Genomic DNA, 19,083 nt, shown 5'->3' on the forward strand with positions numbered 1-19,083 from the left:
TTGACGCCGGATGACATTCTGCCTGCTCGTACCTTTGCCTTTGAAAGTTTGTTTCCGTTTAAGCCCTCAGGCCGGTTTCCGTTTGCGTTCGGCCACATCGTGGGCCAGTTGCTGTGTGTAATGTTCCAGATCGACCAGCGCGGCGTCGACGGTATCTGCGTCTCTGGCCTCAAGCGCGTCTGCAATTCTGGTGTGCAATGCGATGATTTCTTCGCGCGAACGTGCCGTGAAGGTAATCATGTTCATCAAAGGCTGCATCGCCTCGACCGCGCCAGCCAGTTGATAGGACAGGACCGGGTTGTCGGCCCCGTCCACCAGGGCCCTGTGGAACGTGACGTCTGAGGCACAAAATGCCTCATCCGTCAGGCCGGGCTGGGACTGGCGAAAAATTTCCGCCCGCATCGTGGCAAGCTGATCCGCCGTTCGTCTTTGGGCAGACAGGGGGGCACAGGCGCGCTCCAGCGCATAGCGGGCCTCGCAGGCCGTATCAAAGCTGACCGCGTTCATCGACAGCAGCAGGGTCGAGGTTGTGATCTGCTGCGAATAGGCATCTTCGAAACTCAGGCGGTTCACGAACGCACCTCCGGTAGCGCCACGCTGCGTGCGGATCAGGGACTGCGCCGCCAGTCGTTTCAAAGCCTCACGCACCGTTGGGCGCGAGACCTGAAATTGCTCGGAAAGTTCCGCTTCCGAGGGCAGGCGCGCATCCACGATCAACTCGCCTGAAACAATCGCGTCCCGGAAGGCTTGCGCAATCTGGGCAGACAGGTCGGCGGTTTTCCGAGGTGCGGTTTTCATGTTCAGAAGACCCTGAGCAAATTTTTATTTGTCTGACATTTAAAAGTCTGACATTTGAAAAGCAAGAGAGTTGAGTCGGGAGGCCGAAGTGAGTCGTACTTGGCTGCGCAGCGGAATGTGGCTGGGCTTTTATGTCCTGATCCTGTGGGCGTGGTGGGTCATGTTCGCGATGGGCCGCGACATGGACCTTGACCTGATTGGTCGTCCGGGGCCCATGGGGCAGGCGATGGCTGCGATGGACCCGCGCATGGATATGTACATGCCGATGGCCGAGTTTGGCACGCTGTTCTGGATGTGGGCGATCATGATGGCGGCCATGATGCTGCCGACACTTGTGCCAACCCTGCGCAGCTATGACGACCTGATCCGCGGTGCCAATGGCACCCGTGCCGGTTGGCTGGGTGTACTTGCAGGGTATTCGTTGGTTTGGGTCGGGTTTGCGGCTGTGATCGCGGGAACGCAGCGGGCCCTGCTGTTTGGTGGCGTGATTGATATGCTGGGCATTGCCAGGTCCGGCTGGGTTGCGGGCGGGTTGATGATCGTAGTTGGCGCGTTTCAGTTCTCGCGCGTCAAAGAGGTCTGCCATGGTGTGTGCCACGCCCCTATGGCCTATTTCCTGGGCCATTGGAGAACTGGATTTGCGGGCGGCGTCCGCATGGGGCTGGACCTTGGTGCCTTCTGCGTCGGATGCTGCTGGGGTTTCATGGCGCTTGGTTTTGTGGGCGGTGTCATGAGCCTTTTGTGGATGGGTCTTGCGACCCTATTCATGGTTTTGGAGAAACTTCCCCAGATCGGTCATGCTGTAACCCGACCGGTGGGATTTGTATTGATTGCGGGCGGTCTTGTCCTGCTCGTTTACCCTATTAACTACGGAGGATAAGCCAATGGCAAAGAACAGAAAACCGGATGCCGACCGGTTGCCCGTCAGCCAGCGTATCGACAGCCGGATGCCCAATCCCAAACGTCGCGAGATGAGCCCGACGGACTGGGCCATCAAGGGGGAGTTGATCCTGAACTGCTCGTGCGATGTGTTCTGTCCCTGCGTCGTTTCACTGGGCGCGCACCCTCCGACCGAAGGGCATTGTCATGCCTGGATGGGTATTGTCGTTGATGAGGGCCATTACGAGGGCGAGGACCTGTCGGGTCTGAATGTCGGCCTGCTGGTCGATATTCCCGGCCGGATGGGCGAAGGCCAGTGGAAAGTGGCGGCTTACGTAGATGAGCGCGCCAGCGGCAAAGCCTATAACGGGCTGCTGCAAATCTTCAGCGGGCAGGCGGGCGGTACCACCGGTCTGTTCACCATGCTCGTCAGCGAAATCATCGGGGCCGAACGGGCGCCGGTTCAGATCGAGCGTGACGGCACCAAGCGCCGCATCATGATCGGCCGCAAGATTCAGGGTGAGATCGAGATGCTGGCGGGCAAAGACCCCGAACATCCCGTGATGGTTTCAAACTCAAAATACTGGATGGGTCCTGACATCATCGTGGCCCGCGGCACCAAGTCGAAAGTGCGCGACTACGGGCGCGTTTGGGATTTTGGCGGCAAGTCCGCTGAAATCTGTCCGATTGATTGGCACGGGCCCAAGTGATGATCTCAGGCGCACTTGCGCAAGAGATGGCGCGGTAAAATCACTGGCAAAACTCGCAGTTGGCCGAGTTTCTGCAATAGTTGTCGCATCAGAAACTGTCTGTTGCTTGGGCCAATCAAAAGGTGCTTAGTCGTAAAAGAGGTCGACATCACAATGTCTTACGAAAACTGTGTCATCCATTTCTTCAACCATCAGACCCACCACCGGGATCAATTGCACAAAATGCTGACCGAAGTTGGTTCGCAAACGCCCGTCAGCGACATCGTCTTTATGCCCAAGGAGGTTTGAATGCCGCAGATTTCCGCCTCTCGCCGCTTGCGGCGCACACCGTTTTCAGAAGGGGTCGAGGCCGCAGGGGTCAAGGGATACACGGTTTATAACCGTATGCTGTTGCCCACGGTCTTCGACAGCGTCGAAGCCGATTACCGGCACCTGAAATCCCACGTGCAGGTCTGGGATGTCGCATGCGAGCGGCAGATCGAGCTACGCGGACCGGACGCCGCGCGTCTGATGCAGATGCTGACCCCGCGCGATTTACGGGGGATGTTGCCGGGGCAATGTTTCTATGTCCCCATCGTGGACGAAACCGGAGGCATGCTGAATGACCCGGTTGCGGTAAAACTGTCCGAAGACCGCTGGTGGATTTCAATCGCTGACAGCGACCTGTTGTTGTGGGTCAAGGGAATCGCCGTTGGATATCGTCTGGATGTGCTGGTGGACGAACCGGATGTGTCACCTCTTGCTGTTCAGGGTCCCAAAGCCGACGACCTGATGGCGCGTGTCTTTGGCGACCGGGTGCGCGACATCCGGTTCTTCAAATTCGATATGTTCCAGTTTGAAGGTCGCGATCTGGCTGTGGCGCGATCCGGTTATTCCAAACAGGGCGGGTTCGAGATTTATGTGGAAGGCAGCGATATCGGCATGCCCCTGTGGAACGCCCTGTTTGCAGCAGGGGAAGATTTGCAGGTGCGCGCCGGATGCCCGAACTTGATCGAACGGATTGAAGGTGGTCTGCTGTCTTATGGCAATGACATGACCGACGACAACACCCCGCATGAGTGCGGTTTGGGCAAGTTCTGCAACACACATACTGCGATTGGCTGTATCGGTCGGGACGCGTTGCTGCGTGTGGCCAAGGAAGGGCCTGTTCAGCAAATCCGCCCCGTCGCCATTGCCGGCGATCCTGTACCGGGCTGCGACCGCCCATGGGGCCTTTACGCGGACGGCAAGCGTGTGGGGCAGGTGACCTCGGCCGCGTGGTCACCCGATTTCAACACCAACGTCGCCATTGGCATGGTACGCCTGAGCCATTGGGATGCGGGAACGGAGCTGGACGTAGAAACACCAGATGGAATGCGCCGCGCGACCGTGCAGCCGCATTTCTGGATTTAAAGGGGGGTTTTGGGGGCGCTGCCCCCGTCGCTGCGCGACTCCCCCGGGATATTTGGGGCCAGGTGAAACAACGGGCCGGTTACAGAAACACGAAAGGAATTGAGAGATGTTCAATGCACTTGTGATGGACAAGGACGAAGAAAGCGGTTTGGCGAGCGCGTCGGTCAGGCAACTCACGCTGGATGATCTGCCGCATGGCGACGTCACGGTCGCGGTTGAATATTCCACAGTGAACTACAAGGACGGTCTGTGTCTGTCCCCCAAGGGGGGCGGTTTGGTGCGGGCGTATCCGCATGTCCCCGGAATTGATTATGCCGGTACTGTCGAGGCATCGACCGATGCGCGTTACAAGCCGGGTGACAAGGTTGTTCTGACCGGGTGGCGGGTAGGCGAGGCGCATTGGGGTGGTTATTCGCAGAAAGCCAGTGCCAAGGCGGACTGGCTGGTTCCTCTGCCGGATGGGCTTGATACCCGGCAGGCGATGGCTGTTGGTACCGCCGGGTTTACCGCGATGCTGGCCGTGATGGCGTTGGAGGATCACGGGCTGACCCCCGATCGCGGCCCGGTTCTGGTAACCGGGGCGGCCGGTGGTGTCGGGTCGGTGGCCACTGCCATTCTGGGTCATCTCGGCTATCAGGTGGCTGCCGTGACCGGGCGACCCGAAACCGGAGATTATCTGAAATCGCTGGGTGCAACGACAATAGTGCCCCGCGATGAGCTGAATGAGACTACCAAGCGCCCGTTGGAAAGTGAAACCTGGGCGGGTTGCGTGGATGCCGTGGGCGGTGCGATGCTGGCGCGTGTGCTTGGGCAAATGAAATACGGCTGCTCGGTCGCGGCCGTGGGTCTGGCGGGCGGTGCGGCGTTGCCTGCAACGGTGATTCCTTTCCTGCTGCGCGGTGTGAACCTTCTTGGCATCGACAGTGTCATGCAACCCTATGAAAACCGGGTTCGTGCCTGGCAAAGGATCGCAACCGACCTGCCCATGGACAAGCTCGAGTCGATGGTTCAACCGGCGGCCTTGTCTGATCTTCCGCAACTGGGTGCCGATATCCTGAAAGGGCAGGTCAAAGGGCGCGTTGTTGTCGATTTGAATGCCTGAGCGCAGATGACAGCCTAAACCCGATACGATGCCGTGTCGGGTTTTGCGAAGGTGCGTTTGGTACAAATTGATCGCAACACCTCTGGCCATTGGTACAAAACCGCCTCATGATTGCTATACATCCCAAATGTGATGGCGTAAGACCCATCCAAAGAGTACCTGAATACGGGGAGTGAGCAGCATGTCTGACGACTTCGAACTGGACACCGATGACCTGAAACGCCGCATGGATGGCGCAATGGCCAATCTGAGAACCGAATTTGCCTCGCTGAGAACCGGGCGCGCATCGGCTTCGATGCTTGAGCCTATTATGGTAGACGCTTACGGCTCGACGACACCGATCAACCAGGTGGGCACCGTCAACGTCCCAGAGCCGCGCATGGTCACTATAAATGTGTGGGATAAGTCATTGGTAGGAAAGGTTGAAAAGGCCATTCGCGAAAGCGGACTGGGCATCAACCCGCAGCTGAACGGCACAATCATAATGCTGCCGATTCCCGAGTTGAACGAAGAGCGTCGCCGTGAACTGGGCAAGGTCGCTGGCCAATATGCGGAAAGCGCCCGGATCGCGATCCGCAATGTGCGCCGGGACGGCATGGATCAGATCAAGAAGGCAAAAGCGGACGGTATGTCTGAAGACGACCAGAAGCTGTGGGAAAGCGAAGTGCAGGATCTGACGGATGCGATGATCAAGGCTGTAGATGCGGCGCTTGAAACCAAGCAAACTGAAATCATGCAGGTCTGATCTGGTCTGATGCCGAAAGATCCCCAAACCGATCCGGTCTGCGGCCCGCGCCATGTCGCTATCATCATGGATGGCAATGGCCGCTGGGCACAGGCGCGTGGTCGCCCCAGGCTGTTTGGGCACCATGCCGGTGCGCGCCGTGTTCGCGAGGTTGTTGAGGCCTGCCCACATCTGGGGATCAAGTATCTGACTGTGTTTGCATTCTCGACTGAGAACTGGAAGCGAACGCAGGTTGAGGTGGCCGGGTTGATGAGCCTGTTTCGGCGCTACATCATCAAGGAGACACGGACCCTGGCGGATAATGGCATCCGGGTTCGGTTCATAGGTGATCGGGTAAGGTTGGATTCAAAACTGATCGAATTGATGGATTCACTGGAAGAAGAAACCAAGGACAACGACCTTGTTCATCTGACGGTCGCCCTGAATTATGGCGGTCGGGACGAGGTAGCGCGCGCCACCAAACGTCTCGCGCGGGATGTGGCCGACGGGCGGCTTAAACCCGAGGATGTGGATGAAGAAACGTTGCCTAAGTATCTGGATACACGCGTTCTTCCGGATCCCGACCTTGTCATTCGAACCAGTGGCGAAGCACGGATTTCAAATTTTCTGCTGTGGCAGTCCGCCTATTCCGAGTATGAATTTATAGATACGTTGTGGCCGGATTTCACCGCAGCAGAACTCGAAAGGCTATGTCGCAACTATGGGGCCAGAGAGCGCCGGTACGGGGCGGTTCTGGCATGAGTGATGGCCGGTGGTCTGATCTGACGAGCCGGGTCCTTTCTGCCGCCGTTCTGGTTGCGATAGGGGCGATCGAAGTCTGGCTTGGCGGTCTCTGGTTCGAGGTCTTCATTGCAGCTGCTTGTGGCCTGATGACCTGGGAACTGGTCCGGATGATTGACCCTGAAAGCCAGGGTGTGGCCGTGCAGTTGGGCGTTCTGACTGCGTTTGCCGTTATCCTCAGCTACCACCTGCCGGCGCTATACACGCTCCCTGTCGTGCTTGCGCCAGCTTTGGTGGGTATGGGACAGATCGGTCGTTCGAAAACCTTATACGGCTTGTTCGCGGTCTGGATTGTTGCGGCTGGTCTGGGATTCATTTCCATTCGCGAAAACTCGGGATTTGGCTGGATGGTCTGGCTGATAGCGGTGGTGGTGGCCACGGATGTGGCGGGCTATTTTGTGGGCAAAATGGTCGGAGGGCCCAAGTTCTGGCCAAAGGTCAGCCCCAAGAAAACATGGTCTGGAACGGCAGGCGGATGGGCTGCCGCGGCCTGTGTCGGTATCGCCTTCGCAAGCCACGCGGGTTTCGGATTTGCCTTTGTTGTTGTTTCCGTTTTCGCATCAATGGCCAGCCAGGCGGGTGACATAATCGAAAGCGCGATCAAACGTAAGTTCGGGGTCAAGGACAGTTCGAACCTGATCCCCGGCCATGGCGGCTTTCTGGATCGGTTCGACGGCATGATGGGGGCTGCGGTGTTTGTTCTGATCGCAGGGCTTCTGTACACGCCGGGTGAGATGTAATGCGACGGATTTCCGTTCTTGGCGCCACGGGTTCGATCGGGCAAAACACGCTTGATCTGATTTCGCGTAATCCCGAAGGCTATGATGTGGTGGCGCTTACCGGCGGTGCGAATATTCAACAACTTGCCGATGACGCTCGTCGGTTGCGCGCCGATCTGGCTGTCACGGCACACGAAGACAGGTTGGAGGACCTGCGCGTCGCCTTGGCAGGCAGTGGGGTCGAAGTGGCGGCCGGGCCGCACGCAATTGCCGAGGCTGCCGCGCGTCCGGCGGATTGGGTCATGTCAGCAATCGTCGGGGCAGCGGGCCTTGCGCCTGGGATCGAAGCCCTGAAACAAGGGACGACACTGGCCTTGGCCAACAAGGAAACACTGGTCTGCGCCGGATCACTGGTTCTGGAAACTGCAAAAAACCATGACGCGCGTTTGCTTCCGGTCGACAGTGAGCATTCTGCCGTGTTTCAGGCGCTGGTTGGCGAAGATATCAAAACGGTCGAACGCGTGATTATCACCGCAAGTGGCGGAGCGTTCCGCGACTGGCCGCTGAAGGATCTGGCAAACGCCACCGTCGAACAAGCGTCCAGCCATCCGAATTGGGATATGGGACAGCGGATCACAATCGACAGTGCCTCGATGTTCAACAAGGCGTTGGAAGTAATAGAAACAAAAGAATATTTCGGAGTATCTCCGGATCAAATCGAAGTTTTGGTTCATCCCGAATCCATTGTCCATGCAATGGTCGGGTTTCGAGATGGCGCAATGATGGCACATATGGGCGCCCCCGATATGCGCCATGCCATAGGGTATGCGTTGCACTGGCCGGAAAGGCAGAAGCTGCCGGTTCAGCGGCTGGACCTGGCAAAGCTGGCTCAGCTGCGCTTTAACGAACCGGATCTCACACGCTATCCAGCCCTAAAACTTGCTTGGGACGTTATGGAGCGCGGTGGGCTGGCCGGCGCGGTATTCAATGCCGCCAAGGAACGCGCGCTGGATCACTTCATTGCGCGCCGGATCGGCTTTCTTGATATGGCGGACACCGTTTCTGCCGTATTGGACAGGTTTGACGCAACGGGTGGCCTTATTGATGCCCCGATGACACTTGATAACGTACAGCAAACCGACCATCTGGCACGTCAGTGGGTCGATAACACTGTGATGGAACGAGCAGGATAGAATTTTGGACGTACTTTCCCTGATCCCGCAATTCGGCAATCTGCTGTGGACGATTGTTGCCTTTGTTATTGCGCTGTCGGTCATTGTGGCCGTTCATGAATATGGCCACTACATTGTGGGCAGGTGGTCGGGTATCCATGCCGAAGTCTTCTCGCTCGGGTTCGGGCCGGTGCTCTGGAGCCGCAAGGATAAGCGCGGAACCAAGTGGCAGATCGCAGCATTGCCTTTTGGTGGATATGTAAAGTTTCTGGGCGATGCCAATGCGGCCTCGGGCAAGGATGAAGAGGCGATGGAAGACATCGCGACCCAAAATCCTGAGGAGTTGCGCCGCACCATGCACGGCGCCCCGCTATGGGCACGGGCAGCAACTGTCGCGGCTGGCCCGGTCTTTAATTTCGCCATGTCCATTCTGGTTTTTGGCCTGATCTTCTGGTCACAGGGCGTTTCGCGTGAACCCCTGACCGTTGGCGCGTTGCAGCCTTTGCCAGGCACCGTGCAGGAATTGCGCGAGGGAGATGTGATTACGGCTATCGCCGGTCGTCCGACACCGGACTATGACGAAGAAGTCGCATGGAAGGAATTCATCGACCAACTGCCTGTTCAACCGGTTCTGGATTATTCCGTGATCCGCGATGGCCACCCCCTTGAGGTTCAGGCCCCCTGGATGCTTCCGCCGCTGATCCGTCAGGTTGCTCCGCGTAGCGCGGCTATGGATATCCAACTGAAGCAAGGGGATGTCATCACCTCGGTCAATGGTGAACCGATCTTTGCCTTCGAACAGCTAAAGGATCATGTCGAAGGATCGGACGGCCGCGTCTTGCTGCTTGAAGTCTGGCGGGATGGGTCCGAGTTGGAATTTGCCCTAGCGCCCCGGCGCACGGATGAACCGCAGCCTGATGGTGGTTTTGTCACCCATTGGCGCATCGGAATCGTCGGTGGCATGATGCTGGAGCCTGCTACGGTACCGGCTGGTCTTTTCGATTCCCTAAAGGGCGGTGTCATCCAGACAGGCCGCGTCATCGAAGGGTCCTTGTCCGGCATGTGGCACATGGTGACGGGCGCAATCAGCACCTGCAACATCTCGGGGCCAATCGGAATTGCCGAAACCTCGGGGGCGATGGCCAGCCAGGGGGCGCAGAACTTTATCTTCTTCATTGCTGTCCTTTCGACGGCCGTAGGCTTGTTGAACCTGTTTCCCATTCCGGCGCTGGATGGCGGGCATCTGATTTTCTACGCCTACGAGGCCATTGCCGGGAAACCACCCAGCGACCGGGCGTTGCGCATACTCATGGGCATTGGAATTGCGATCATTCTGACGCTGATGCTGTTTTCGGTCAGCAACGACCTGTTCTGCTGAATGTGGCGGCTGGAGCAAATTCCAGCCGCATTCCCGCCATATTTCAGCGCTAGAGTATTTCCGTCAAAAGGGAACAGTCATGTCCAAAACGCTGAAAAAATCGTATCAAAGCTTTAGCTTCCTGTTCATGTTGAATTGGGACGTTATGCTGAGCTTTGCCGTTACAGCGTTGGCAATGGCTGGGGCCGCCTATCTGGCGGGAATGTGATTCTCGGCTAAATCGTAGGTCTGTTGTCCCGTGGCTGTCTGCCTGACTGCTTCGATATCGCCTTTTGACAAGCTCATTCAATCCCGTTACTCAGCATTAAAGTCTCAAAATTCTGGGTAGAGCATAAAATGACTGACAGGCGAGACGCAGGCACATCCTGCGGGGGGCATAAGCCGATAAACAATATTTTGTGGCAGGCGCTAACGGTTTTTTTCCTTTTTGTTGCGGTAAGCTTACTGGCGTTTCCACATGCGGCATCGGCGCAAAGCTACACGATCAACTCGTTTGATGTTGAGGGGAATCGCCGGATCGAAACCGGGACAATCATCGCTCGTACCGGAATAGAACCGGGCCAGACCGTAACGGCCGGACAGCTTAACGATGCCTATCAGCGTTTGCTTGACAGTGGTGTATTTGAAACAGTCGAACTGACACCGCGCGGCACGACTCTGGTCATTCAGGTTCAGGAATACCCAACGATCAACCAGATCAGCATTGAAGGGAATGCTCGCGTCAAAGACGACGTTCTTCTGGACGTGATCTCGTCGCAACCACGCCGGGTTTTTACGCCTCAGGCGGCCGAAGCGGATGCTGACACGATCGCCGAAGTGTATTCGGCCCAGGGTCGTGTCGCGGCAACTGTCATTCCTCGCATCATCCGTCGCAGCGACAACCGGGTCGATCTGGTCTTTGAAGTGGCAGAAGGCACGACCATTGAGGTCGAGCGCGTCAGCTTTGTCGGCAACCGCGCCTTTTCGGACCGGAGGCTGCGCCGGGTACTGGAAACCAAACAGGCAACGTTTCTGCGGACATTCTTCCGCAACGACACGTTTATCGGCGACCGCATCGAATTCGACAAACAAGTCATTCGTGATTTCTACCTGTCGCGGGGCTATATCGATTTCCGTGTGAACAGCGCCAACGTCGAATTTACCCGCGAACGGGATGCCTTCTTTCTGGTGATGAACGTCACCGAAGGCCAAAAGTTCTCGTTTGGAAAGATAACGACGGTTAGCGAAATCCCCGGGGTCGATGCGGCGCCGTATCAGGATGCGCTGAAAATCAAACCTGGCGTGACCTATACGCCGACGCTGGTGGAAAACTCGATCGCGCGGCAAGAGCGCCTTGGGTTGAAGCAGGGCGTTGATTTCCTGCGTGTTGAACCGCGTGTGACGCGCAATGACCGAGATCTTACCCTGGACGTCGAATTTGTTCTGACGAAGGGTCCGCGTATTTTTGTTGAGCGGATCGATATCGAAGGCAACACCACCACGCTGGACCGTGTGATCCGCCGTCAGTTCGACACCGTCGAAGGTGACCCGTTCAACCCGCGTGAAATCCGTCAGGCCGCGGAACGCATCAATGCGCTTGGGTTCTTTGCGGTTGCGGAAGTTGAGCCTCGGGAAGGGTCGTCACCCAGCCAGGTCATTCTGGATGTTGATGTCGAAGAACAGCCTACAGGCTCTCTGAGCCTTGGCGGCAGCTACTCGGTCACAGACGGCTTCGGGATTGCAATCGGCCTGAACGAGGCGAACTTCCTGGGACGCGGTCAGAATCTTGGTGTGTCCATCTCGACAGCACAGGATTCAGAACAGTACACGATTAACTTTACCGAGCCCTATTTGCTGGGCCGAAAGCTGCGTTTCGACCTTGGACTGGGTCTGTCGGCAACCAATTCCGGCTTTGCAAGTTACGACACGAGCTCGTTGTTTTTCACACCTCAACTGACCTATGCAATCGGCGAACTTTCTGCTCTTCGGTTGCGCTATGACTGGGACCGCAGCGAGATGACCCAGCAGAGCGATCAGGTCAACGGTGCGGTGATTGCGTCTGAGATTGCGCAGGGGAAACGGACATCCAGCTCGCTGGGACTGTCATACATCTATGACAGCCGGATCGGTGGTCTGGACCCGAATTCAGGCGTTCTGTTCGAGGTTGGCGTCGACGCGGCGGGTCTTGGTGGCGATAACAAATACTTCAAAACCACCGCTCGCGGGATCGCCCAAACACGGGTCTGGAACGAAGAAGTCGTTCTGCGTGCAACACTGGAACTGGGTGCGTTTAATTGGACTGGCGATGGTTTCAGCCGCGCTGTTGACCGCTTTGTTTTGGGGCCTCGTACCTTCCGCGGGTTTGAACCGGCCGGTATTGGCCCGCGTGATTTGTCCAATGGCCAGGATGATGCCATCGGTGGCAACTATTACTGGGTCGCGCGTTTTGAAACCGATTTCCCCTTGGGTCTGCCCGAGGAGCTGGGCCTGCGGGGCGGTCTGTTCTATGATGTTGGAAACCTATACAACATCAACGATGTGAACACCGCAGGGGCAAATATCGTTGGTGCAGACGGGTCCATTCGTCACGTAATCGGCATCTCGGTCCTATGGGAAACACCGTTTGGACCTTTGCAGTTCAACTTCTCGAAGGCTCTGAAAAAGGAAACGTTCGACAAGGAACAGAACTTTGACCTGACCATTCAGGCTCGGTTCTGATCTGCGATGACGAACAGGTTCTTTACCTTGATACAGGGCCCGCTTTGGGCCCTGTGTGCATTTCTGATGCTGTTTCAGGCCCCTTCGGCTGAAGCACAGCAACTGGGTGTTCCGCAAGCCAGCGTGGTCACATTGTCCGGCGAGCAGCTGTTCAAGAACTCGGCATTCGGGCAGCGCGTGCTGCGCGAGATCGAAAAAGAAAGCGCGATGCTTGCGGAAGAAAATGAGCGGATCGTCGCGGAACTCAGCCGCGAGGAAAAAGACCTGACTGAAAAGCGTGCAACCATGCCAGCCGAAGAGTTTCGACCTCTGGCCGAAGCGTTCGATGTCAAGGTGCAGTCCCACCGTGACGGGCAAAGAGCAAAGCTTGACGCGTTGGCGCGTCGCAGCGAAGAGGCGCAACAGACGTTCTTTGAAATAGTTCGACCGATCCTTGTTGATTTGCTGCGCGAATTTGGGGCCAGCGTGATCATCGAACGTTCCAATGTCGTTGTAAGCACGTCAGATATCACAGAAGCTGCGATAACCCGTGTAAACACGGCAATTGGCGATGGCAGCGGGCTGCAAAAAGACAAGAGCGAATAGGTTCGCTTGCCCTTACGAGGCTGTATTGCTAACCACGCTGAAAAAGAAACATTCAGAACGGGATACCTGCATCATGACAACGGAACCCAAAAGCGCCGATATTCAGTTGATCCAAAGGATCCTGCCGCATCGTTATCCGTTTTTGCTGGTCGATAAGGTGGTTGACATCTCTGGCTATCAATCGGCCCGCGGTATCAAGAACGTCACCATGAACGAGCCGCATTTCCAGGGGCATTTTCCGGGAACTCCGATCATGCCAGGTGTTACCATCGTTGAGGCGATGGCGCAGACCGCAGGCGTGATGCTGGGCGTGGGTATGGATGTCATCGACACCGAGTTGCTGATCTATTTCATGAGCATCGACAAGTGTAAATTCCGCCGGAAAGTTGTTCCTGGCGACGTGCTAGAAATGCATGTCGAAACGGTTCGCGGCAAGAAGGGTGGGAAGCTTTTCAAATTCAACGGCCGCGCAACTGTTGATGGTGAAGTAGCCGCCGAGGCAGAATTCTCGGCCTATGTCGATTGGGATATGGAAAAAACAACATGAGCGGTATCCATCCCAGCGCGATTATCGAAGATGGGGCGCAGATCGGGCAGGATTGCATCATCGGTCCTTTCAGCTATGTGGGCGCCAATGTAAAACTGGCTGATCGGGTCGAGTTGAAGTCTCATGTCGTTGTGACCGGTGATACATCGATTGGCGAAGACACCGTGATCTTTAATTTTTCGGTGATCGGTGAGATTCCTCAGGACCTGAAATTCGGCGGTGAAAATACGCGCCTTGAAATCGGTCAGCGCAACCGCATTCGCGAGCATGTAACGATCAACACCGGAACCGAAGGCGGCGGTGGCGTAACCCGGATCGGGGATGATTGCCTGCTGATGGCAGGTGTTCATGTGGCCCATGACGTGCAGATCGGCAACCGGGTAATCATGGTGAACCACGCGGGCGCAGCCGGTCACTGTATCGTCGAGGATGAAGTAATCATCGGTGGCATTTCGGGCCTGCACCAGTGGGTGCGCGTTGGACGTGGGGCGATCATCGGTGCGCTCACCATGGTGCCCAAAGACGTCATTCCCTACGGACTGGTACAAGCATCCAGGGGTGAGCTTGAAGGTCTGAACCTCGTGGGTCTCAAGCGTAAAGGTGTTTCGCGCGAAGACATCTCGGCATTGCGTGCCGCGTTCAAGGAGTTGTCTGAAGGCGAAGGAACGTTCATGGATCGCGCCAACCGTCTTGGTCAGGGTAACGACAGCGACTATGTGCAGCGGATCGTTGATTTTGTCACCGGACACAGCGATCGGTCGTTCCTGACACCGAGGAAATAGGAACATGCTTGCGTTGATTGCGGGAACCGGGGCGCTGCCGACCGAATTGGTTGCCCAATTGGCGGAACGTCCGCTGATCTGCGCGATGGAAGGTTTCCTGCCGGATGATCTGGTCGCAGATATCGTGTTTCCGCTTGAACAGCTTGGCAGTTTTATCGCCGGGCTTCAGGCGAAGGGCGTGACCGAGATCTGCATGGCCGGCGCAGTTCGGCGCCCGAAGGTTGATCCTAAACGTATTGACGCGGCAACGATGCCATTGGTTCCGGTGATCCAGCAGGCCATGCTGTCGGGTGATGACGGAGCATTGCGGGCTGTCATTGGCCTGTTGGAAGGCGCAGGATTGCGGGTGTCTGCCGCGCATGAAATCGCCCCTGGCCTGTTGCCGCCTTTGGGCTGTCTGACTGATGTGCACCCATCCGAGAGTGATATGGCAGATGCAGACCGCGCTGCCGGAATTCTACGGGCCATGGGAACTGCGGATATAGGTCAGGCCTGTGCCGTTTTAAAAGGGCAGGTGTTGGCAATCGAAGGCATCTTTGGAACCGCCTGGATGCTTCAGTCCCTGACACAACGCCCGGATGCGGGGGGCGGCATACTGTTCAAAGGTCCAAAACCCGATCAGGACCGTCGTGCCGACCTGCCCGTCATAGGACCGGATACCATCACGGATGCGGTCGCGGCAGGTTTGTCTGGCATCGTTCTGGAAAAGGGCGGTGTGCTGGTTTTGGAAAAAGAACAGGTCATCGCCGAATGTAACCGTCTTGGGCTGTTCCTGTATATTCGCGAGCGAGCGGTCTGATGCGTGTTTTTCTGGTCGCCGGTGAACCTTCGGGCGACCGGCTGGGCGCCGCGTTGATGGAGGGGCTGAAGACCCTGATCCCCGATATTGAATTCGACGGGGTGGGCGGACCTTTGATGGCGGTTCAGGGGCTGACCAGCCGGTTTCCGATGTCGGAACTTTCGGTGATGGGTTTGATCGAGGTTCTGCCGAAGTTTTTCCACCTCAAGCGTCGAATCTCGGAGACCGCGCAAGCAGTGTTGGACACGCGGCCGGACGTTCTGATAACCATCGACAGCCCCGATTTCAGCCTGCGTGTCGCCAAAATCGTCAAAGCCGCCAGTGATATCCGCACCGTGCATTACGTCGCGCCCAGTGTCTGGGCCTGGCGTCCGGGGCGAGCGGATAAAATGGCAAAGGTCATCGACCATGTGCTGGCACTGCTTCCGTTCGAGCCGCCATACATGGAGCGGGCAGGGATGGAGTGTGACTTTGTTGGCCATCCAGTTGCCAGCGAACCGACGGCAACACAGGCTGAGATTGCAGCAATCCGGAGCAGGTACGACCTAGGGGATGCACCAGTCCTGCTGGCTCTGCCCGGATCGCGCCGGGGTGAGATCGAGCGTCTGGCAGACACGTTTGGTGAGGCATTGCGGCTGTTTTTGACGGATCATCCCAGTTATCGCGTCGTGGTTCCAACCGTAGGTGCAACAACTGATCTGGTCAACGATATGACGCAAAACTGGCCGGGCGCACCAATAGTGCTCGACCCGCGCCAAATCGGGGCCGGGCAAGCCACCATCGAAAAACGCGCGGCCTTTGGCACAGCACGTATTGCGCTGGCCGCTTCGGGTACGGTTTCTTTGGAACTGGCCGCGCAGAATACACCCATGGTGATCGCCTACAAGCTCAATTGGCTGACCCAGAAAATGGCTGAACGCATGGTCAAGCTGGACACTGTTACATTGGTCAACCTGGTATCTGAAACACGCGCCGTGCCTGAATGCCTGCTGAACGATTGCCAGCCAGAAAAGATCGCCAAGGCCCTGCATGATGTGACCAATGCCCCCGACGCTCAGCAACTTGCGATGAACCTGACAATGGAAAGGTTGGGGCGCGGAGGAGAAGCTCCGGGATTGCGGGCGGCACGAGCTGTGCTGGACAGAATGCAGATTGAGCATGCTTGATCACACGCTGTTCGCCGCTTCAGCCGGGATTGCCATGATTTCCACCAATCTGGACAATCTGGCCGTCTTGCTGGGTTTGATACTGGTGATCGAGCAGCGCCGCGCCATCATTGGCTTTGCCGTCGCGCAAACAATTGTTCTGACATTGGCCATGACCGTCGCTTTGGGCGTTGACCAGAGCGGCGCGCCGTTTTGGATCGGGTTTCTGGGTCTTGTGCCACTGGCCTTTGGTCTGCGCGGTATCTGGAGGCAGCTTTTCGGGGCCAATTCTGAAGGAACCGAGGCAAAAGGGGCCGTGACCTCGGTGGTTACCCTGTTCCTGAGCCTGTCGATTGACAGTTTCGCGGTCATGACACCGTTATTGGCGGATTCTACCCCCTCATACCGCGTTGCCGCCTTGATTGGCGCAGCACTGGCCGCTTCCGTGCTGGTCCTTACCGCCGCCTGGGGCGCCCCTCGGGCCAAAAGCCTGGGGCCACGCGTCGCCCGAATGGATAGGGTCGCCCCATATATCATGGTCTGCGTTGGGCTCTATATCCTCTTCAATTCGCCTACGGACGCCCTGTAAGAAATTTGTTCCGGCGTTCCGTCTCGGGTTTGTGATCCGCGACCATCTGTTGCAGCGGTGCGGACTTAAAGTATCCTCTCTAAAAAAGGAGCTTTCATCATGACCCGCATTCCCCCTTTGTCAGACGCCGAGATGGCAGACGAGACACGCGCGTCTCATGCGGCTTTGGGCGCTTATGGTCCGTTCGACAATTGGGCCCGGGTCGCCGCACATTGTCCACCGGTTCTGGAACATGTCGCAGGGATGCTAACAGCGTTACGGGAACAGCAGACCTTGCCGCGTCGTGCGCTGGAACTGGCCATGGTGACGGTTTCCAAACTGAACGCCTGTGACTACTGCGTCTCGCATCATACTCCGCTGTTGACAGTTGCTGGTCTCAGCCCCGAAGGCGCGGCGCGTTTGCCAGATGTTGACAACCACCCCGAGCTGGACGCGTGCGACAAGGCCGTCGTGCGATACGCCGAGGCGGTAACGACACGATCAGGCCGCATGCGCGACGCCGAGGTTTCCAACTTGCGGGATTGGTTCAGCGATGCCCAGATTGTCGAGTTAACCTGGCGCATCGCTTTGTGCGGTGCATTCAACCGGTTCAACGATGCGCTTCAGATCCAGATCGAACCGGAGGTTGAACCGGTTTCAGCCTAGTACCCGCGCCAGATCCAACCGCCGCCAAAGATGCGGCTGCCTTCTGAGGCATAGAAGACGCAGGCCTGACCGGGCGAGATGCCTTCTTCGGGTGTCAGCAATTCAACCTCGGCAGTGGTGTCGGACAGCGGTCGAATAATGGCTTCACGCTGGGGGCGGGTCGAACGGACCTTGACTGACAGGTGCCATTCTTCGCGAGAAGTGAAGGGTTCATCGCCCAGCCAGTTGATCTCACGCACGGGGACGACACGCGTTGCCAGCATCTCTTTGGGGCCGACAACGACCTGTTTCTTGTCCACGTCCAGCTTGACCACATAAAGCGGTTCGCTCAGACCGCCGATGCCCAAGCCGCGCCTTTGGCCGATCGTGTAATGTATCACCCCGTTATGCTGTGCCAGAACGCGGCCATCGGCATGAACAATCTCGCCCGGCTCCGCAGCACCGGGGCGCAGCTTTTCAATGACGCTGGCATAATTGCCGTTGGGCACAAAGCAGATGTCCTGACTGTCAGGCTTGTCCGCCACAGACAACCCATATTGAGCCGCCATTTCGCGGGTCGCGTCTTTTGAGGGCAGGTGGCCAAGCGGGAAGCGCAGGAAATCAAGCTGTTCCGGCGTTGTCGAGAACAGGAAATAGGATTGATCCCGGTTGGCATCTTCGGCGCTGTGCAGTTCCGGGCCGTTTGGCCCCATCTTGCGCTGGATATAGTGTCCGGTGGCCATACAGTCGGCCTCAAGATCCTTGGCGGTTTCCAGCAGGTCCTTGAATTTTACCCGCTCGTTGCAGCGAATGCAGGGTACGGGTGTTGCGCCTGCCAGATAGCTTTCTGCAAACTCATCGATCACCGCGTCCTTGAAGATGTTTTCGTAGTCCAGAACATAGTGGGGAAACCCACGCTCTTCTGCCACGCGGCGCGCATCGTGGATATCGATCCCGGCACAGCACGCCCCTTTCTTGGCCAGAGCCGCTCCATGATCATAGAGTTGCAGTGTCACACCGACCACGTCATAGCCCTGATCGGCCAGATAGGCTGCGACAACAGAGCTATCGACGCCCCCCGACATGGCCACAACCACCCGCGTTTCCGAGGGCGGTTTGGCAAAGCCAAGCGAGTTCAGCGGGGTCTCGGTGTCGAGGGCCATTGGCGGTTCCTGTCCGGGTTAAGAAAGACCGGCAGAATATAGGAAAATTCTACACACTCTCAAGGGGCGGTTTCATACGACCTTAAGTAGGCTGGTGCCAGCTTTGATGCAGCAAAGAGGGTAAAGCGATGTATTTGCACAAAGTGGAAGGGCCAAGGTCTGTTTCTCTGCCGGATGGGTCCATACTGACACGCGCCGATCTGCCGCCGACAAGCACACGGCGGTGGGTGGCCTCGCGCAAGATTCTGGTCGTGCGTGGGGTACTTTACGGGCTGATCAGCCTGTCTGAGGCAAAACAGAAATACGGGATCAGCGACGAAGAATTCAACGGCTGGGTTTCCCTGGTCGCGGAACACGGTGTCGAGGCTTTGAAAGCCACGGCCTTAAAAAAGTATCGACAACCTATAGGAGAGCGAGAATAAATGATTCAACGGTAACGTCAGATTAACCATTCTTGGTCAGGTTTAATTTTAATTG

22 protein-coding genes are annotated in these 19,083 nt (G+C 57.1%); 20 read left to right on the top strand and 2 right to left on the bottom strand.

The window, feature by feature from the left end; translation table 11 throughout:
* Nucleotides 1-66 precede the first annotated feature (66 nt).
* Nucleotides 67-798: a FadR/GntR family transcriptional regulator gene (locus tag AC2FLU_RS07900; RefSeq protein ID WP_496808526.1), complete on the bottom strand. Its 732-nt coding sequence runs from the start codon at nt 796-798 to the stop codon at nt 67-69.
* 115 nt (nt 799-913) lie between these two features.
* Here AC2FLU_RS07900 and AC2FLU_RS07905 point away from each other — a divergent pair, with 115 nt between their 5' ends.
* The 19 genes from AC2FLU_RS07905 to AC2FLU_RS07995 all read left to right on the top strand — a co-directional run bounded on the left by AC2FLU_RS07905 (nt 914) and on the right by AC2FLU_RS07995 (nt 17,464).
* The gene (locus AC2FLU_RS07905; RefSeq protein WP_496808541.1) at nt 914-1,678 is read left to right on the top strand and encodes a DUF2182 domain-containing protein; all 765 of its coding nucleotides are present in this window, start codon (nt 914-916) and stop codon (nt 1,676-1,678) included.
* A 4-nt stretch (nt 1,679-1,682) separates the two neighbouring features.
* Nucleotides 1,683-2,387, top strand: a complete 705-nt coding sequence (locus tag AC2FLU_RS07910) for a DUF1326 domain-containing protein (RefSeq protein WP_480553439.1) — start codon at nt 1,683-1,685, stop codon at nt 2,385-2,387.
* Nucleotides 2,388-2,540: 153 nt separating this feature from the next.
* Nucleotides 2,541-2,675 carry a DinB family protein gene (locus AC2FLU_RS07915; protein WP_480623060.1) on the top strand — a complete coding sequence of 45 codons (135 nt, stop codon included), beginning with the start codon at nt 2,541-2,543 and terminating at the stop codon, nt 2,673-2,675.
* Nucleotides 2,676-3,779 carry a dimethylsulfoniopropionate demethylase gene (locus AC2FLU_RS07920; RefSeq protein ID WP_496811927.1) on the top strand — a complete coding sequence of 368 codons (1,104 nt, stop codon included), beginning with the start codon at nt 2,676-2,678 and terminating at the stop codon, nt 3,777-3,779. It begins immediately after the preceding gene.
* Between the two features lie 106 nt (nt 3,780-3,885).
* Nucleotides 3,886-4,881, top strand: a complete 996-nt coding sequence (gene acuI / locus AC2FLU_RS07925) for an acryloyl-CoA reductase (protein ID WP_480553443.1) — start codon at nt 3,886-3,888, stop codon at nt 4,879-4,881.
* A gap of 181 nt (nt 4,882-5,062) precedes the next feature.
* On the top strand, nt 5,063-5,626 hold the full coding sequence (gene frr, locus AC2FLU_RS07930) for a ribosome recycling factor (RefSeq protein WP_480472657.1): 564 nt from the start codon (nt 5,063-5,065) through the stop codon (nt 5,624-5,626).
* Between the two features lie 9 nt (nt 5,627-5,635).
* Nucleotides 5,636-6,367 (top strand): undecaprenyl pyrophosphate synthase, encoded by a 732-nt coding sequence (uppS, locus tag AC2FLU_RS07935; RefSeq protein WP_480472659.1) that lies wholly within the window; start codon nt 5,636-5,638, stop codon nt 6,365-6,367.
* On the top strand, nt 6,364-7,146 hold the full coding sequence (locus AC2FLU_RS07940; RefSeq protein WP_480545597.1) for a phosphatidate cytidylyltransferase: 783 nt from the start codon (nt 6,364-6,366) through the stop codon (nt 7,144-7,146). Before uppS ends, AC2FLU_RS07940 begins: the two co-directional genes overlap by 4 nt.
* Entirely contained in the window at nt 7,146-8,318 is a 1,173-nt protein-coding gene (dxr, locus tag AC2FLU_RS07945; RefSeq protein WP_480603673.1) for a 1-deoxy-D-xylulose-5-phosphate reductoisomerase, read from the top strand. The genes AC2FLU_RS07940 and dxr overlap by 1 nt, the downstream gene beginning before the upstream one ends.
* A 4-nt stretch (nt 8,319-8,322) precedes the next feature.
* Nucleotides 8,323-9,675, top strand: a complete 1,353-nt coding sequence (gene rseP, locus AC2FLU_RS07950) for an RIP metalloprotease RseP (RefSeq protein ID WP_496808524.1) — start codon at nt 8,323-8,325, stop codon at nt 9,673-9,675.
* A 79-nt stretch (nt 9,676-9,754) separates the two neighbouring features.
* Nucleotides 9,755-9,883: a hypothetical protein gene (locus AC2FLU_RS07955; RefSeq protein ID WP_267364732.1), complete on the top strand. Its 129-nt coding sequence runs from the start codon at nt 9,755-9,757 to the stop codon at nt 9,881-9,883.
* A gap of 128 nt (nt 9,884-10,011) precedes the next feature.
* Nucleotides 10,012-12,372: an outer membrane protein assembly factor BamA gene (gene bamA / locus AC2FLU_RS07960; RefSeq protein ID WP_496808523.1), complete on the top strand. Its 2,361-nt coding sequence runs from the start codon at nt 10,012-10,014 to the stop codon at nt 12,370-12,372.
* Between the two features lie 6 nt (nt 12,373-12,378).
* Entirely contained in the window at nt 12,379-12,957 is a 579-nt protein-coding gene (locus AC2FLU_RS07965; RefSeq protein ID WP_496714502.1) for an OmpH/Skp family outer membrane protein, read from the top strand.
* A 73-nt stretch (nt 12,958-13,030) separates the two neighbouring features.
* Nucleotides 13,031-13,504 carry a 3-hydroxyacyl-ACP dehydratase FabZ gene (gene fabZ / locus AC2FLU_RS07970; protein WP_267364735.1) on the top strand — a complete coding sequence of 158 codons (474 nt, stop codon included), beginning with the start codon at nt 13,031-13,033 and terminating at the stop codon, nt 13,502-13,504.
* Nucleotides 13,501-14,286 carry an acyl-ACP--UDP-N-acetylglucosamine O-acyltransferase gene (gene lpxA, locus AC2FLU_RS07975; RefSeq protein ID WP_496714503.1) on the top strand — a complete coding sequence of 262 codons (786 nt, stop codon included), beginning with the start codon at nt 13,501-13,503 and terminating at the stop codon, nt 14,284-14,286. Before fabZ ends, lpxA begins: the two co-directional genes overlap by 4 nt.
* A 4-nt stretch (nt 14,287-14,290) precedes the next feature.
* Nucleotides 14,291-15,085 carry an LpxI family protein gene (locus AC2FLU_RS07980; RefSeq protein WP_480553451.1) on the top strand — a complete coding sequence of 265 codons (795 nt, stop codon included), beginning with the start codon at nt 14,291-14,293 and terminating at the stop codon, nt 15,083-15,085.
* Nucleotides 15,085-16,251: a lipid-A-disaccharide synthase gene (gene lpxB / locus AC2FLU_RS07985; protein ID WP_480516965.1), complete on the top strand. Its 1,167-nt coding sequence runs from the start codon at nt 15,085-15,087 to the stop codon at nt 16,249-16,251. Before AC2FLU_RS07980 ends, lpxB begins: the two co-directional genes overlap by 1 nt.
* Complete coding sequence (locus tag AC2FLU_RS07990; protein ID WP_496714505.1) at nt 16,244-16,819, top strand: hypothetical protein; 576 nt, start codon at nt 16,244-16,246, stop codon at nt 16,817-16,819. The genes lpxB and AC2FLU_RS07990 overlap by 8 nt, the downstream gene beginning before the upstream one ends.
* A 99-nt stretch (nt 16,820-16,918) precedes the next feature.
* On the top strand, nt 16,919-17,464 hold the full coding sequence (locus tag AC2FLU_RS07995) for a carboxymuconolactone decarboxylase family protein (RefSeq protein ID WP_480516969.1): 546 nt from the start codon (nt 16,919-16,921) through the stop codon (nt 17,462-17,464).
* Here the strand turns inward: AC2FLU_RS07995 and mnmA are convergent.
* Nucleotides 17,461-18,606 (bottom strand): tRNA 2-thiouridine(34) synthase MnmA, encoded by a 1,146-nt coding sequence (gene mnmA, locus AC2FLU_RS08000; protein WP_496808522.1) that lies wholly within the window; start codon nt 18,604-18,606, stop codon nt 17,461-17,463. The two genes, AC2FLU_RS07995 and mnmA, sit on opposite strands and share 4 nt — an antisense overlap.
* A gap of 128 nt (nt 18,607-18,734) precedes the next feature.
* Between mnmA and sciP the strand changes: the two genes are divergently transcribed.
* On the top strand, nt 18,735-19,028 hold the full coding sequence (sciP, locus tag AC2FLU_RS08005; RefSeq protein ID WP_480624924.1) for a CtrA inhibitor SciP: 294 nt from the start codon (nt 18,735-18,737) through the stop codon (nt 19,026-19,028).
* The last annotated feature ends 55 nt before the right edge of the window (nt 19,029-19,083 follow it).

This window comes from Ruegeria sp. SAZD013 (assembly GCF_059612525.1).

Excerpts from the sequence above, each read along its gene's own strand:
- AC2FLU_RS07900 (WP_496808526.1), bottom strand. The coding sequence starts at position 798 with ATGAAAACCGCACCTCGGAAAACCGCCGACCTGTCTGCCCAGATTGCG.
- AC2FLU_RS07905 (WP_496808541.1), top strand. The coding sequence starts at position 914 with ATGTGGCTGGGCTTTTATGTCCTGATCCTGTGGGCGTGGTGGGTCATG.
- AC2FLU_RS07910 (WP_480553439.1), top strand. The coding sequence starts at position 1,683 with ATGGCAAAGAACAGAAAACCGGATGCCGACCGGTTGCCCGTCAGCCAG.
- AC2FLU_RS07915 (WP_480623060.1), top strand. The coding sequence starts at position 2,541 with ATGTCTTACGAAAACTGTGTCATCCATTTCTTCAACCATCAGACCCAC.
- AC2FLU_RS07920 (WP_496811927.1), top strand. The coding sequence starts at position 2,676 with ATGCCGCAGATTTCCGCCTCTCGCCGCTTGCGGCGCACACCGTTTTCA.
- acuI (WP_480553443.1), top strand. The coding sequence starts at position 3,886 with ATGTTCAATGCACTTGTGATGGACAAGGACGAAGAAAGCGGTTTGGCG.
- frr (WP_480472657.1), top strand. The coding sequence starts at position 5,063 with ATGTCTGACGACTTCGAACTGGACACCGATGACCTGAAACGCCGCATG.
- uppS (WP_480472659.1), top strand. The coding sequence starts at position 5,636 with ATGCCGAAAGATCCCCAAACCGATCCGGTCTGCGGCCCGCGCCATGTC.
- AC2FLU_RS07940 (WP_480545597.1), top strand. The coding sequence starts at position 6,364 with ATGAGTGATGGCCGGTGGTCTGATCTGACGAGCCGGGTCCTTTCTGCC.
- dxr (WP_480603673.1), top strand. The coding sequence starts at position 7,146 with ATGCGACGGATTTCCGTTCTTGGCGCCACGGGTTCGATCGGGCAAAAC.
- AC2FLU_RS07955 (WP_267364732.1), top strand. The coding sequence starts at position 9,755 with ATGTCCAAAACGCTGAAAAAATCGTATCAAAGCTTTAGCTTCCTGTTC.
- bamA (WP_496808523.1), top strand. The coding sequence starts at position 10,012 with ATGACTGACAGGCGAGACGCAGGCACATCCTGCGGGGGGCATAAGCCG.
- AC2FLU_RS07965 (WP_496714502.1), top strand. The coding sequence starts at position 12,379 with ATGACGAACAGGTTCTTTACCTTGATACAGGGCCCGCTTTGGGCCCTG.
- fabZ (WP_267364735.1), top strand. The coding sequence starts at position 13,031 with ATGACAACGGAACCCAAAAGCGCCGATATTCAGTTGATCCAAAGGATC.
- lpxA (WP_496714503.1), top strand. The coding sequence starts at position 13,501 with ATGAGCGGTATCCATCCCAGCGCGATTATCGAAGATGGGGCGCAGATC.
- AC2FLU_RS07980 (WP_480553451.1), top strand. The coding sequence starts at position 14,291 with ATGCTTGCGTTGATTGCGGGAACCGGGGCGCTGCCGACCGAATTGGTT.
- lpxB (WP_480516965.1), top strand. The coding sequence starts at position 15,085 with ATGCGTGTTTTTCTGGTCGCCGGTGAACCTTCGGGCGACCGGCTGGGC.
- AC2FLU_RS07990 (WP_496714505.1), top strand. The coding sequence starts at position 16,244 with ATGCTTGATCACACGCTGTTCGCCGCTTCAGCCGGGATTGCCATGATT.
- AC2FLU_RS07995 (WP_480516969.1), top strand. The coding sequence starts at position 16,919 with ATGACCCGCATTCCCCCTTTGTCAGACGCCGAGATGGCAGACGAGACA.
- mnmA (WP_496808522.1), bottom strand. The coding sequence starts at position 18,606 with ATGGCCCTCGACACCGAGACCCCGCTGAACTCGCTTGGCTTTGCCAAA.
- sciP (WP_480624924.1), top strand. The coding sequence starts at position 18,735 with ATGTATTTGCACAAAGTGGAAGGGCCAAGGTCTGTTTCTCTGCCGGAT.